The organism is Bacillus infantis, from assembly GCF_020171945.1.
Classification (GTDB): domain Bacteria; phylum Bacillota; class Bacilli; order Bacillales; family Cytobacillaceae; genus Bacillus_AB; species Bacillus_AB infantis_A.
Genome location: NZ_JAIVAP010000008.1, coordinates 26284 through 40373 on the forward strand (window position 1 = coordinate 26284; position 14090 = coordinate 40373).

The 14090-nt window shown below is 47.3% G+C and carries 12 protein-coding genes; 1 reads left to right on the top strand and 11 read right to left on the bottom strand.

The features are described from left to right. Positions 1 to 122: 122 nt before the first annotated feature. From LCM00_RS12705 to LCM00_RS12750, 10 genes are all read right to left on the bottom strand, one after another. On the bottom strand, positions 123 to 3254 hold the full coding sequence (locus LCM00_RS12705; protein WP_224902414.1) for an MMPL family transporter: 3132 nt from the start codon (positions 3252 to 3254) through the stop codon (positions 123 to 125). A gap of 2 nt (positions 3255 to 3256) precedes the next feature. Then, entirely contained in the window at positions 3257 to 3718 is a 462-nt protein-coding gene (locus LCM00_RS12710; RefSeq protein WP_224902417.1) for a MarR family winged helix-turn-helix transcriptional regulator, read from the bottom strand. A 404-nt stretch (positions 3719 to 4122) separates the two neighbouring features. After that, positions 4123 to 5676, bottom strand: coding sequence for a glycine betaine ABC transporter substrate-binding protein (locus tag LCM00_RS12715; RefSeq protein WP_224902420.1), 1554 nt, complete (start codon positions 5674 to 5676; stop codon positions 4123 to 4125). After that, complete coding sequence (locus LCM00_RS12720; RefSeq protein WP_224902423.1) at positions 5669 to 6814, bottom strand: ABC transporter ATP-binding protein; 1146 nt, start codon at positions 6812 to 6814, stop codon at positions 5669 to 5671. Before LCM00_RS12720 ends, LCM00_RS12715 begins: the two co-directional genes overlap by 8 nt. 95 nt (positions 6815 to 6909) lie before the next feature. After that, on the bottom strand, positions 6910 to 7236 hold the full coding sequence (locus tag LCM00_RS12725) for a hypothetical protein (RefSeq protein ID WP_224902425.1): 327 nt from the start codon (positions 7234 to 7236) through the stop codon (positions 6910 to 6912). Positions 7237 to 7381: 145 nt separating this feature from the next. Then, on the bottom strand, positions 7382 to 8941 hold the full coding sequence (locus LCM00_RS12730; protein WP_224902428.1) for a histidine kinase N-terminal 7TM domain-containing diguanylate cyclase: 1560 nt from the start codon (positions 8939 to 8941) through the stop codon (positions 7382 to 7384). A 162-nt stretch (positions 8942 to 9103) separates the two neighbouring features. Further along, complete coding sequence (locus LCM00_RS12735) at positions 9104 to 9256, bottom strand: DUF1540 domain-containing protein (RefSeq protein WP_224902431.1); 153 nt, start codon at positions 9254 to 9256, stop codon at positions 9104 to 9106. A gap of 140 nt (positions 9257 to 9396) precedes the next feature. Beyond that, positions 9397 to 10914: an osmoprotectant update ABC transporter permease/substrate-binding subunit OpuFB gene (opuFB, locus tag LCM00_RS12740; RefSeq protein ID WP_224902435.1), complete on the bottom strand. Its 1518-nt coding sequence runs from the start codon at positions 10912 to 10914 to the stop codon at positions 9397 to 9399. Continuing rightward, complete coding sequence (opuFA, locus tag LCM00_RS12745; RefSeq protein ID WP_094768536.1) at positions 10907 to 11863, bottom strand: osmoprotectant update ABC transporter ATP-binding subunit OpuFA; 957 nt, start codon at positions 11861 to 11863, stop codon at positions 10907 to 10909. Before opuFA ends, opuFB begins: the two co-directional genes overlap by 8 nt. A 246-nt stretch (positions 11864 to 12109) precedes the next feature. Then, positions 12110 to 12436, bottom strand: a complete 327-nt coding sequence (locus LCM00_RS12750) for a thioredoxin family protein (RefSeq protein WP_224902437.1) — start codon at positions 12434 to 12436, stop codon at positions 12110 to 12112. A gap of 130 nt (positions 12437 to 12566) precedes the next feature. On the opposite strand from LCM00_RS12750, the gene LCM00_RS12755 reads away from it, so the two are divergent. Continuing rightward, positions 12567 to 13106 carry a flavodoxin family protein gene (locus tag LCM00_RS12755; protein WP_224902439.1) on the top strand — a complete coding sequence of 180 codons (540 nt, stop codon included), beginning with the start codon at positions 12567 to 12569 and terminating at the stop codon, positions 13104 to 13106. 36 nt (positions 13107 to 13142) lie between these two features. On the opposite strand, the gene LCM00_RS12760 is transcribed toward LCM00_RS12755, so the two are convergent. Then, a complete protein-coding gene (locus tag LCM00_RS12760; protein WP_224902441.1) occupies positions 13143 to 14042 on the bottom strand; it encodes a helix-turn-helix domain-containing protein in 900 nt (299 codons plus the stop codon). Positions 14043 to 14090 lie beyond the last annotated feature (48 nt).

Genomic DNA, 14090 nt, shown 5'->3' on the forward strand with positions numbered 1-14090 from the left:
TACACAGTATAAAAGACACTCGTTCTTTTTGCCAGCATTTTTGTAAAATAATCCAAATCCTTTGCAGCCATAAAGAAACACCGTCCTGCCAAGCAGAACGGTGCTCAAGAAGCTAACAGCTTTTATTCATTTGTTCCCCTTCTAAATGGCCACCAGTTTGCCTGGCCAAAGTTTTTCACCATAACCGGGATAAACAGCGGCAGGATGATGAACGCATACAGCAGGAGTCCGACCAGAATGATAGAGGCAATCTGCAGCAATGACAGCATGCCGGATGGCATCATCGCCGCGAATGTGCCGCCAAGGATGACAACGGCCGAGATGATGACAGTTCCCATCTTTTTCATTGCCATCAGCATTGCATCTGCTACTGAAAGGTCTTTATATTCGTTAAATCGGTCCATGAGGAAGATGCTGTAATCCACCCCAAGCGCAACAAGAATGACGAATCCGAAGAACGGCACGGCCCAGCTGATGCCTGTATAGCCGAGAATATCCACGAAGATCACTTCGTTCATCGCCATGGACGTGTAATACGTCAGGATCAATGACCCGATAATATAGACTGGCATAATGATAGAACGGAACAGGAATACAAGAATGATAGAAATGCCGACAAGCATCAGCACAACTGTACGTGAATAATCCTTGCCTGACATCTCATCAAGATCTGCGTTCGTGCTTGTAATTCCGCCTAATGCCAATTTAGCATTTTCAAGCTTTGTATCCTTCGTCGCCCGCTCCACGGCATCCTTGATTTTAGGAACCTGATTGATGGCTTCATTTGAATATGGATTTGCTTCAAAAATAACATCCAGTGTCATGACTTTGCGGTCTTTGGACATATACGCATCTACCGCCTGGTCAAAATCGTCGCTCTCCAGGACTTCTTCCGGGAGATAGAAAGCATTCAGGGAATCTGACTGCGACAGTCCAGACAGATAGTCCTGCGCAGAACCCAGTCCGTCTGATACCTGATTCAGCCCATCCACACTCTGATCAAGGCCGTCCGTCAGCTCACCCAGCTGGCCGCCGAGGCTGCCGAAGCCGTCAAGGAGCTGCTTCTGGCCATCATTGACCCCTGCAAGTCCGTTTGACAGCTGCGGGAATCCATTGACAATCTGCCCCTGGCCGTCTGCCAGCTGTTCGAGGCCGGCCTGCTGCTGCTCGATGCCGGCGATGATTTTCTGAAGTCCGCCGGCCAAATTCTGCTGGCCTCCGATTGCCTGGCCGAAACCTTTGTTGGCTGTGTCAAGTCCGGTCCTGACATCCGCAAGACCGCCATTCAGCTGTGCCAGGCCTTCTGCCAGCGGTTTAATATTTGCCTGTACATTCTGCACAGTTCCTTTAATTTTTTTGTAAGAAGTGTTGTCAGCTATTCCCTGATAACTGTCTTCCAGTACAGCAAAATCATCTGCTTTAATGCCTGCAAGGGCTTCTGAAAGACCATTCAAACCTGAACCGATATTATTATATTTAGCTTGCAGACCGCTTACTCCGTCTGCTGCTTTCTGATATCCTCCGAGTAATGTATTATAATTTGCAAGAAGCTCTTCCGCCCCAGCCTTTGTCTCCTCCAGCCCTTTTTTCAGCTCAGTCGATCCGGCCGTACCCTGGCGGAGGCCGTCTTCAATTTTAGCCAAATTGGTTTCGATTTCGGATAGGCCATTCTGTATCTCGCCTGTTCCCGAAATTAAAGTTCCAATGCCGGAAACAGCCTGTTCCAGCTCCGGCTCTGATTTAGACAGCTCGCTTCCTGCTTCCTGAAGCCCGTCGCTGATCTGGTCGAGTCCGTCTTTTCCTTCGCCCAGGCCATCTTCAAGGCTTTCGGCCTGCTTGGAGACGAAGAAATCTTCGATCGGCTCACCGGTCGGCCTTGTTACAGACCGGACAGTATCAACCAGGTCCACTTTTTCCAGCTCCTGGCTGATTTTTTCTGCAAGGGCGATATATTCAGCTGAGTCCATCCGCTCATCATCCTGAAGCACAATTTGCGTTGGCATTGATTCACCAGGGCCAAAGCTGCCGCTGATGGCATCAAATGCCTTGATGGACGGTACATCCCCGCTGATTTCCTCAAGGGAGTTATACGATAGATCTCCGTCATACACCACAAGGAACGGCACACAGACTGCCGCAACAATCAATAGTGCGATGAATGGGCGGGCAAGAGAAAAGCGCCCGACTGTACCCCAAAGCTTACTTTCACCATGTTCAGCCGTACTTTTTGATGGCCAGAAGATCTTTTGGCCGAGCACAGCCATAAAGAAAGGGACAACTGTGAACAGGGCGATCAGCAGCAGTGCCACCCCGACAGCAACAGCTGAAGCTGACTGATACAGCTTAAACTGGGAGAATCCGATGGCTGCAAAGCCGATCATAACCGCCAATCCGCTGAAAAATACGGTTCGGCCGGCATTCTTGTATGTGGCAACAATCGCATCTGCCGTTGATTCGCTGTGAGCCAATTCTTCCTTAAAGCGGCTCAGCAGCAGGATACAGTAATCTGTCCCGATACCGAAAAGGACGGCCACCAGGAAGATTTGCGTATAGTTGGAAATCGGGAAATCCACTTTATCCACCAGGATCGATACAATCGATTGTGAAGCCAGATAAGAAAATCCAACCGTCAGCAGCGGAATAACCGGTGCCACGATAGAGCGGAATACAAGGAACAGGACAACGAGAATGAACACAACGGTAATACCCTCTGTTTTCTTCAGGCCTTCCTCAGAGCTGGTGGTCAAATCCTCATTGATCATCCAGTTGCTTGTATAATAATGGTCAACATCCGCATCTTCAATCGTTTCATACAGGGCATCGCTCAGCTCGCCTGCTTCGCGGCCGTTCCAGCTGATGCTCAATGATGCTAGAATCGATTTTCCATCATCGGAAACTAGCTGGTCTTTCAGGTTTTCTTCTGTAAAATGGGAGAGGATTTGTGTAATCCCCAGCTCCTCTTTATTTGCTTCCAGATCATTGATGGCTTTCTCAGCTTCTTTGATCTGATCTGCCGACAGCTTTTTATCATCATGAAAAACAAGGGCCACCGAGGTTTCATCGCCTCCGCCTTCCTGCTTCTGCACTTCGTCCATGATCTGGCCTGCCAGCTTGGAGGAATATTCCTCCGGCACATCCACCTGTCCTTTTTCACGGACAAGATCCGCCATATTTGGGGCCAGGAAAAACAATCCGGCAATGACTGCAATCCACGCGATAATGACAAACCATTTTCTCTTGATTATTGTATACACGCCTATTCCTCCACCTGTTGATCTTTAATTTCAAGCAGAATACTGTTCAGTTTCTCATAGGTTGTGATGAACTGCTCTATCTCCTGCTGGTCAAACTTTTTGATAAAAGATTCAACCAGTTTGCTGATTCTCTCTTCCGTTTCTGAAAAAAGCTCCCTGCCTTTTTCAGAAAGCGTTAAGTATACAACCCTGCGGTCTTTATCGTCACGGGTCCGTTCAATCAGGCCCTTCTCAAACAGCCTGGTAATGATGGCAGTGATCGCACTTTTTTTGACATCAAACACCTCGGCCAACTCCGTTGACGTGCAGTTCTCTGAATGGTGGATATATCTGAGTGTATAATGCTGGTCATTCGTCAGGTCATCCCCGAGCTGGCACTTCACCAGGTTCTCGCCCGTCTTGTTTACTGAGAAGGAAACGGATATGTACCGGTCCACTAAGTCTTTTATATTCTCATGCGGCATGCATTATTCACCTCTTTCGCTATAAAGTTCTATCCTTTAATAATTCAACACTTTAACTAATTTATCTTAATTGTATTTTTCTGTCAAGGGGGAGCCTTTCAATAAAAATCCCCCCCCTATGAGCATTCTTTTATAGACCATTTCTTTTTTCTTGCTTATAAATGGGGTGTTGATTTCCGTTGCAGGCACTTCGCTTTCCGCGGGGCGGCGCTGAGCCTCCTCACGCTTACGCGCTGCGGGGTCTCAGCTTTGCCGCTATCTCCCGCAGGAGTCTTCGTGCCTTCCACTGCAATCAACTGGTTTTTTGAAACTCGTTTAGCTTTTGTAACCAAGGCTATTGAACAATCAAACAAAAAAGAGGCACGGAATGAGATTATTCCGTACCCCTGGTGTCTGTTATTTGCTTAGTCGATTAAGTTTTTCTTTTTCAGGAAGTCGATTGCTACTTCGCGCGGGTTTTCTTTGTCCAGGTCTACTCTTGCATTCATTTCAGCCATTTCTTCCTCGGAAATCTGGCCGCCGAGCCTGTTGATGACTTCTTCAAGCTCCGGATATTTCTGGAGTGTTTCCTGGCGTATGATCGGGGCCGCATAGTATGGCGGGAAGAATTGCTTATCATCTTCAAGCACCTTCAGGCCGAAGCGTACTATACGCCCGTCTGTCGTAAAGGCAGGGATGGCATCCACTTCCCCTTCCTGTACAGCGGAGTACATCAGGTTCGCATCCAATGTCCGCTTTTCGCTGAAGTCCAGATTATATGCCTCTGTAAAAGCTGTGAAACCGTCCTCGCGTTCGTAAAAATCAGCAGGACCCCCGAATCGGAGCTCCGAGGACACAGGAGAAAGGTCGGAAATTTTTTCAGCACCATACTCACTGTCGGTTTCCTGATTGACTGCAAGGGCGTATGTGTTCTGGAATCCTAAAGGCTCCATCCACTCCAGCTGGTATTCTTCGCTGTAGCCTTTCTTTACCTTGTTATAAATATCCTCAGGGCTGTCCTCCGGGTTATAGGATTCCTTCATGATCGTCAGGAGACCCGTCCCCGTATAATCCACATACATATCAATATCGCCTTTTCGGAGGGCCTGGGTCAGGATCGGGGTATCTCCGAGACCTTCCTGCACCCTTACATTATAATCTGTCTGATCTTGAATATATTCAGACAGGATATGAGGGAGGATATACTGTTCTGTCCATCTTTTCCCGCCAAGGACAATGGTATCTTCCTCATTGCCTCCCCTGAGTCCAAAGAACAATGCCAGCGCAGCAATAGGAATGAGGAATAGTGAAATCCTCTTCCAGTTTACCCTTTTGCCTCTGCGCGGGTCGGTGGCAATTTCAATCCTTTTCAATATTAAATCAATGACAATCGCAAGGACCGCTGCAGGGATCGCACCTGCAAGCACGAGCTCATTGCGGGCTGTGGAAAGGCCCCTGTATATAAGGTCCCCAAGGCCGCCTGCCCCAATGAAAGCGGCCAGGGTTGCCACCCCGATTGTCAGAACGGCCGCTGTCCGCAGTCCTGCCATGATGATCGGCAATGCAAGGGGAAGCTCAATCATTCTCAGGATTTGGTTGCTTGTCATCCCCATGCCGCGTCCTGCCTCAACAGCAGACTGGTCTACACCGTTGATGCCTGTATACGTATTTCTCAGAAGAGGCAGCAAAGCATACACGGTCAAAGCGATGATTGCTGTTACATTACCGATTCCGAACAAAGGCAGCAAGAATCCGAACAGCGCGAGGCTCGGGATCGTCTGGAAGATGGATGTAACGCCGATGACCGGCTCAGCCAGCTTCTTCCTCCGCGAAATAAAGATGCCTAATGGCAGGGATATGGCGGCAGCTATCACAATGGAAACGACCGACAGAAATAAATGCTGCTGAAGGGCCTCCAGAATTTCAGGCCACCTATTTTTAAAAATATCAACAACAAGTACAAAGAAATTATCATTCATTTAAAGCGCCCCCTTCAGCCGGTGATGAAATTTTCATCCCTGCCAGGCCTCTCATCATCGTAGACCTTGTGATGAGCCCGGCCAGCTTTCCGGCCTCAAGGACGGGAATGTAAAGGGACCCTTTCGCAAATAGCTCAGCAACCTCATTATAAGGTGCATCAACATCCACTGACTGATAGTCCGCGCTCATAATATCGCCAAGTGTTTTTTCTTCCTCGGCGTAATATTTTTCGACATCATCAATAGTTGCGATGCCGAGGAGCTCATTCTGGCCATTCACTACAAAAAGTGAGTCAACCTTATATGTCTTCATCGTTTTCAGGGCCTGTGCCAGACCTCTGCCGGGACGGGCAGTAATAACCTTCCTGAGCATCAGGTCAGCGGCGGCAGGCTGTCCGTTCTCAGCGTCATTCAGGCGGTCTTCGCCAATGAAGCCTTTGACAAATTCATTCTTTGGATAACGAAGAATCCTTTCAGGCGTATCAAACTGGATGATCTCGCCGTCTTTCAGAATGGCGATCCGGTCGGCGATCTTAATGGCCTCATCCATATCGTGGGTCACAAACACAATGGTCTTCTTGATGGTTTCCTGCAGTTTGACCAGCTCGTCCTGCAGCTGCTCACGGCTAATTGGATCCAGCGCACTGAAGGGCTCATCCATGAGGATAATCGGAGGCTCGGCCGCAAGTGCGCGGATAACACCGACACGCTGCTGCTGCCCGCCCGATAGCTCGCCCGGAAAACGGGTCCGGTATTCTTTCGGATCCAGGCCGACAAGCTCCAGTAATTCATCCACTTTATCGGAGTACTGCTCCTTTTCCCAGCCTTTGAGCCTGGGTACCAGGGTAATATTATCTTCAATGGTCATATGGGGCAGCAGGCCGATCTGCTGGATTACATAGCCAATATCCCTGCGCAGCTTCACAGGATCCTTTTTGGAGATATCCTCTCCATTGATAAAAATCCGGCCGCTTGATGGCTCAATAAGCCGGTTGATCATTTTCATGGTTGTCGTCTTTCCGCAGCCGCTTGGCCCGATCAGAGCAACCAGTTCTCCTTCGTCTATATGGAAGTCGATATCCTTGAGAGCGACAAAGCCATCCGGATATTTCTTTCCTACATGCTTAAACGTAATCAATAATCAACGCCTCTTTCATTATGTAATGTTGCTAGGATTAACATGCCCAAAACAGGCAGCTTGAATGAACGCACAGAAAAAAACAGGCTGTAGCTTCATAAGCAGCCAGGCATATACGATTTAATTTGCAAATGGTATTTGACAAGAGTTCTGCCAATGGCAGATGCAGATATATGCGGGAATTTCAAAGACAGGTAGATTCCTGAAAGATTGATTTGCTTTATATGGCGCTGAGGAATTTGGCCATAATCTCGCGGTTTCAGCAAATCAATGTGTTGAGCAGGCTTTCGCAGTTGCCAGATACTCAGCAGCAAATGCGGTCGAGGCCGCCAAGCTGCCTGCCCAAAATAGGGCTGAAACAAAAAAAATGAAATCCCAAACCAATGATTCTTTGCAGCCTTCCCTCCTTTATAATTGTCCAACTTTTTACCCATCCCTATTTAATTGTAAACATAAATGACACAGTTTTTCAAATTTGTATATAATATCGACTGTTTCAACTTGGTGCAGAATTCTATCATATAACCAGTATATAAAACACAAAAGGCTGCCATTCAGGCAGCCAGGCTATAATACGGAAACAGGTGAATCGCAGCATGTAACTCTGTTTCTGCCTCCATATTTTGATTGATATAAAGCAGTATCTGCATTGTGAAGCAGGCGTTCGAGCGTCATTCCCGGAGCTGTTTCTGCCGCCCCAAAGCTTGCCGTAAGGGGAATCATCCCCTTTTCAGAAATCAGCAGCTCCTCTTCGATTCCGGCCCTGATTTTTTCCGCCTTCTCTGCCGCTGCCTCAAGATTGGCACCAGGGAGGCAAATGACAAATTCCTCTCCTCCGTAGCGGGCAAAAATTGAATCCCCGCCAAGGCGGCTTCCGCTGACCCGCGCTATATGCCGAAGCGCTTCATCGCCCTGCAGGTGTCCATACTTATCATTGATATTCTTAAAGAAATCGATATCAAATAAAATGACTGACATGGTTCCCCCGGCAGCTTCAGCTTCCTGAAGAAGCCTGCCGCTCTGCTCAATGAAATAGGTCCGGTTATAAATGCCTGTCAGCCCATCTTTAAAAGCAAGCTCCTCCAGTTCCTGCCTTAGCTGTACTTCCTTGGTGATATTGCTGAGGATCACCGTGGTACCGGCTAATTCGCCGCTGCTTTTTTTTATCGGGAAAGAATGAATCTGGAGATAAACTTCTGTCTCACCCTCAAATTTATGAATGCCTGAATAGCTGCCGCCAGCAGCCCAGGCCCCTGAATATCCGGCAGCTGACTGGAGAACCACCTTCATATTTTCACCGATCAGCTTGGAATCAAGCCCTGGCAGCATTTCCTTTGCCGCCGGATTATAGTCCACAAGTACATCATCCTGGGCAAAAACGATAACACCGTCCCTCATGCTTTCAAAGACACGCTCCTTTGCGATCGGCGCAGCTGTCAGCCTGTCCATGAAAAAGGAGCGCAAATATAAAAAGGATGTCAGGCACATCACCATTGGAACAGGATCCATGCCGTAAGGGGAATACCCCATTAAATAAAGGAAAGAGGCAGTCATGGGGATTGTCAGTCCCGCGAACATGGTAATAAGCCGCCTTCTGTAGGCGAATCCAGCTCTCTTCCAATACCATACAACCATGCATGCCCCAGCAAAAAGGCTGCCGAATGTAAAGCTGCCATGGATCACATACCAAAAGCCCACATCCATATCCACAAGCAGATATGATCCCTCATGATGCAGATGATATTGGGTGTAAAAAAGCCCATGCCAATCATTTGTCAGCACCATTACCATGCTGATGAAAGGAATGGTGTAAAAAATAATGAGATTGAGGCTGGTCAAATACCTGTCCAGACCGGTGAATCTCATGACCATGACTAAAGTGATAGGGGAAATAAAGGGCAGGCCCGCATACTGAAAGGCGATCCAGAACTTGATCTCTGCCAGCGAATCAGCAGTCAGCTCAAAAGCATGTCCGAATATGTAGATGGCCGAGGTCACCGCAATCCAGACAAAGATATTGCCGGCAGAAAATGTTTTTCTTTTAGCAAAGGCATACATGCCCAAAACGCTTGTCAGGACTCCGGACACAGAGATCAGAACAATATAACTGAAAATATCTGAGTTCATTATATTCACCAGGTTAATTTTTTGCTTTAATGGTACCATAACCCAGGTAGAAAAAGAATATAAACCGGAAGATGGGCAGTATTAACCAGAAAAAACCTGCCAGGACTTTTGTCCGGCAGGCCGTTATGTAGCGGCAGCCTTCATCCAAGGCTGCCGCAGTGCTTATTCAGGCTCAAAAGTTTTACAGTCGGTTTCTTCATTGGTGCTCGCTTTCTTTCCGGTGATCGCGCCGACAAAAATTTCGTCCGCCCCGCATTTCCTGCCGTTGCGGTTAAACTTGCAATTGACTACTTCACATAATACATCCTGTGCCACTCTAACCACCTCCTGTGAGATTTGTAAAGTGAGACTAGTGTTTCTGATTAAGTAGCACTTAATAGTCTATTCCCGCATACAGGCATTTTTAAACGCTTTTAAACGGACACCGACTGGCAGCCGGGCACCCAGGAAGCCCCTTACTCTATAAGCCCTTCATTCTGGAGGAATTCCCTGGCTGTGTCCTCAGCACTCATTCCATCAACATTGACCTTATAATTCATTTCACGCATCTGGTCGTCTGTGATTTTTCCTGCCAGTTTGTTTAAGCTATCTGCAATTTCCGGATGATCTTCAAGTGTCTCTTTCTTTAAAAGAGGAGCCCCCTGGTAAGGAGGGAATAGATTTTTATCATCTTCAAGCACCTTCAGATTGTAAGCTTCCAGCTCACTGTCCGTCGAATAAGCATCCACCATATTGATATCGCCTGTTTCAACGGCACTATAGCGGAGCTTTGGTTCCATCGTTTTCACATTTGGAAATTCTATGCCATACAGTTCTTGAATACCACGATAGCCATCTTCCCTGTCGGAAAATTCCAGCGTAAAGCCCGGCTTGATATTCTGCTGCACCGCTTTTACATCTGATATTGTTTCAAGTCCATATTGTGCGGCCAGCTCTTCCGGGACAGCCAGGGCATATGTATTGTTATAATCCATCGGCTCCAGCATCTCCATTTCAAACTCTTCTGACAGGCCGTCCCTTGCCTGCTCATACACTTCCTGCCGGTCTGTGCTCACTGCCGTCTCTTTTAAAAATTCCGAAATGGCTGTTCCAGTGAACTCAGGATATATATCAATATCACCTGAACGGAGCGCGTTGAACACAAAAGAGGTCTTGCCTAGTCCAGGCTGCAATTCAACACTCATATCAGTTTCCTCTTCAATGAGGATTTTGTACATATTGATCAGGATTTCCGGTTCAGATCCAAGCTTTCCGGCAATCACCAAATCTTTTTCTCCTTTGCCTGAAACAAACGGCAGAACCATGATGACAATGGCTGCCAGAGCGATTGCCCCCAGCGGAATCAGGGATTTTTTGAATGAAATCTTTTCGAACCTTCTCAGCAGCAGGTCAAATAGTATGGCCAGCAGTGCAGCCGGGATCGCTCCCAGTACAATGAGGGACGTATTGTTCCGGTCTATCCCGAGAAGGATGATATCCCCAAGGCCTCCTGCACCAATCAAAGCTGCGAGAGTTGCTGTACCGACGATCAGGACCATTGCCGTCCGGATCCCTGCCATGATCACTGGCATGGAAAGGGGCAGTTCTACTTTTATGAGCCGTTTCCAGCTGTTCATCCCCATGGCCCTTGCCGCTTCAATAAGCGAAGGCTCCACTTCTTTTATGCCTGTGTATGTATTTCTCAGGATCGGAAGAAGCGCATAGACGATCAGCGCAATGCTTGCAGGCACTTTCCCGATCCCAAACAGCGGGATGAGGAGCCCAAGCAGGGCGAGGGAAGGAATGGTCTGCAGCACCGCTGTGACGCCGATGACTGCCTCTGCTGCTCTTTTATGCCTCGTCAGATAAATTCCGAGCGGTATTGAAATCAGGACAGCAAAGAATAGCGCAATAAATGAAATTTGTATATGTTCTATGAGTGCACTGAAAAGCTCGGATTGCCTCTCTTTAAATACACCGGCCAAATCATTCATTTAGAGCCCCCCTTTCCCCTAAGCTTCCTGCCATATGCCTGATGGCTTCCCTGCGGCTGATTGAACCGACGATGGTCCCGTCTTTTTCAACAGGTATCTCTTCCCTGTCAGTCAGCAGTTCCAGCACTTCCTTTAAACTGGCCGAAGCTGCGACCGCTTCAGCAGAAACACTTTCGGCATATCCGGCTTTCATCATTTTTTCAGCTGTAATCTCCCGGCCTGCGCCTGCCTGTGCACCGACAAATTCACGCACAAAGTCATCTGCCGGTTTTTCAATGATTTCCTCAGGCGAAGCCAGCTGCACGATCTTCCCTTCCTTCATGACGCAAATCCTGTCTCCCAGTTTAAGAGCTTCCTGCATATCATGCGTCACAAACACGATCGTCTTCTTAATATTGCGCTGCAGATCAAGCAGATCGTCCTGCAGCTTTTCCCTGCTTAAAGGGTCAAGTGCACTGAAAGGCTCGTCCATCAGAATGATCTCAGGGTCGGCTGCAAGGGCGCGGATGACGCCGATCCTCTGCTGCTGCCCTCCGGAAAGCTCGCTCGGCTTCCTCGTCAAATATACCTCCGGCTCGAGCCCGACCATAGTCAGCAGCTCTGCCGCCCGCTTGCGGATCTTCTCCCGCTCCCATTTTTTCAATTCCGGGACGATGGCTATATTTTCTTCGATCGTCATATGCGGAAAGAGTGCGATTGATTGCAGCACATAGCCGATGCTCCATCTTAATTCGTGGATATCATACTCACTGATCCTTTTCCCCTCTATCCTGATCGTCCCTTTCGTGAGATCGATCAGCCGGTTGATCATCTTGAGCGTCGTTGTCTTGCCGCAGCCGCTCGGCCCGATCAGCACGAAGAATTCCCCTTTCTTTATGGTAAAATCCAGGGACTCTACCGCCTTCGTTCCGCCCGGGTACTCTTTTGTCACACCCTCAAACTCTATCATGGCTTCTCTCCTTTTCATCGGTCCTGCTTACTCTTTATGTATAAACATCCTTATATATTATTGCCTTTTTTAAGCTGTGTGCGGTTCCTGTCCTCAGGAAAATTTACCCACCGCTCTCCATTAACTCTATTAACTACCCTGATTCCCCGTTTTCCAAACATAGCATTTTTAGCTGCCAGCTTCAATTTTCAGTTCTCTGTTCAAAAAATAAAAAAACCGGGAGCAGTCCTCCCGGCTTTTATTTGCTTATTTGCTATAATACTCGCCAAGGTATTCTGATACCTGTTCTGGTGTCTTCGCATTCGCGCTGTGAAGATGTCCAAGCTTTTCGCCGTCCTTGAATACCAGCAGGCTTGGAATGCCCATTACATTATATTCAGCAGCCAAGTCAGGCAGTTCGTCCTTGTTCAGCTCATATAAAGGAAACTCCTGAAACTCCTCAAGCACGCTCGGCATGAACATATCCATCCTTTTGCAGTCCGGGCACCAGCCAGCAAAAAACTTCACTGTCACTGTTTCCCCGCTTTCGACTATTTCCCTGAACTCTTTTTCTGTTTTTATCATATTTGCCATTCTCATCATCCTCCTGCCCTCATTATATACAAAACGCTTCTGCTTATCCTCAAACTTGCTTTCCTTCAAAAACTGCTTATTTCCGTGTTACACTTAAGCAAAAAGAACTTAAGTGAAGGAGCATGTGAAGATGAAAACTTTATGCTTGCTGGGAAGCACCCGCAAAAATGGCAATTCAGAATATCTGGCAGGAAAAATCCTTGAAGGAACAGACCATACTATTGTTCACCTGGCTGATATGCATATTGAAGCAATCCACGACCAGCGCCATGCTGAAGGCGGCTTTGATCCGATTCATGATGACTATGACGAATTGATCGAGCTGATCTTCAGCCATGATGTCATCCTGTTTGCCACTCCCCTGTACTGGTACGGTATGAGCGGCCCGATGAAGGACTTTTTTGACAGATGGTCCCAATACCTTCGCGACGAACGCTTCAATTTAAAAGAAGAGCTCGCCAGGAAAAAAGCATATGTAGCCGTAACAGGCGGCACAAGCGCAAAAATCAAGGGACTGCCGCTCATCCAGCAATTTGAATACATATTTGAATTTGTCGGCATGGAATTCGCCGACTATATCATCGGCGCAGGCGTCAAGCCCGGCGAGGTGAAGGAAGACCAGATTGCACTGGCTAAGGCAGAGGTTTGGAATAGGGGATTGCGCTCATAGTTGAAGAGGACCTGCCGGGAGGGCAGGTCTTTTCTGTTAAGATTTCTTCATTGACTCTTTTAAATTCTCGATCTTGCCTTCAATAAAAGAAACGAATCTATCATCCTTCTGTGCTTTAAAGATGCTAATCGTTATATCATAGTGCTCAATCGCCTGATTGTAATCTTTCAAGCCTTCATAGCTTATGCTCAGATAATAATAAATCTCCCCTAAATAGTCCAGCAGATTTGCCCTCACGCACCAGTCAATGCCTTTATAGCAGTAATCTATTGCCTTTCCATATTGGTGAAGGGCCCATAAACTTCTTGCTTGATTATAAAGTACTTTTGTTTTCAAATCCTTGTTTTGCAGCTGCGGCAGCTCTTTAATAACAAGAGACGCTTTTTCAAGCCAATCATAGCACAGCTGGAATTCTTTTATATCATAGTGGAAGATGCCCATGCTGATATAAATCTCAAGCTCGGATTCGGTCCAGATCGAGGCGTTTTTATGGGTCAGATCAATAGCTTCCTGCAGGATTGAAATACTTCTCTCAAAATCTTTTTCCAAGTAAAAAGTATATATTCCTTTATTCCAAAGAAGCACCTGATGGTATTCAGGGTTTTCCAGCACCTGCGGGTTCTTTTCCTCAACAGCCACAATTCTCCTGAGCTCAATATAATCGAGCTCCTTTCTGGCTGTATAGAGCTGTTCCATCACATCTTCAACATATTCATTGCTGGCAATCCCGTTCATCCCGAAGAAATAGGAAATATCCACACCAAGCCTCCGGGCAATGAGGTAAAGTGTGGAAGAAAGCGGAATGATATCCCCCCGCTCAATCTTGCTGATCTGCGCCTGTGTGCAGATGCCTTCTGACAGTTCACTCTGCTTGAGGCCCCTTGAAACTCTTAGATCTTTAATTTTTTTCCCAAGATTGCTGCCAAAAATATTCAAGCTATCACGTCCCGGATCATCTTTTATTGTAGAATAGCAATAAATTCA

Coding starts and splice junctions, on each gene's coding strand:
- LCM00_RS12710 (WP_224902417.1), bottom strand. CDS start 3,718: ATGCCGCATGAGAATATAAAAGACTTAGTGGACCGGTACATATCCGTT.
- LCM00_RS12755 (WP_224902439.1), top strand. CDS start 12,567: ATGAAAACTTTATGCTTGCTGGGAAGCACCCGCAAAAATGGCAATTCA.
- opuFA (WP_094768536.1), bottom strand. CDS start 11,863: ATGATAGAGTTTGAGGGTGTGACAAAAGAGTACCCGGGCGGAACGAAG.
- LCM00_RS12730 (WP_224902428.1), bottom strand. CDS start 8,941: ATGAACTCAGATATTTTCAGTTATATTGTTCTGATCTCTGTGTCCGGA.
- LCM00_RS12715 (WP_224902420.1), bottom strand. CDS start 5,676: ATGAATGATAATTTCTTTGTACTTGTTGTTGATATTTTTAAAAATAGG.
- LCM00_RS12750 (WP_224902437.1), bottom strand. CDS start 12,436: ATGGCAAATATGATAAAAACAGAAAAAGAGTTCAGGGAAATAGTCGAA.
- opuFB (WP_224902435.1), bottom strand. CDS start 10,914: ATGAATGATTTGGCCGGTGTATTTAAAGAGAGGCAATCCGAGCTTTTC.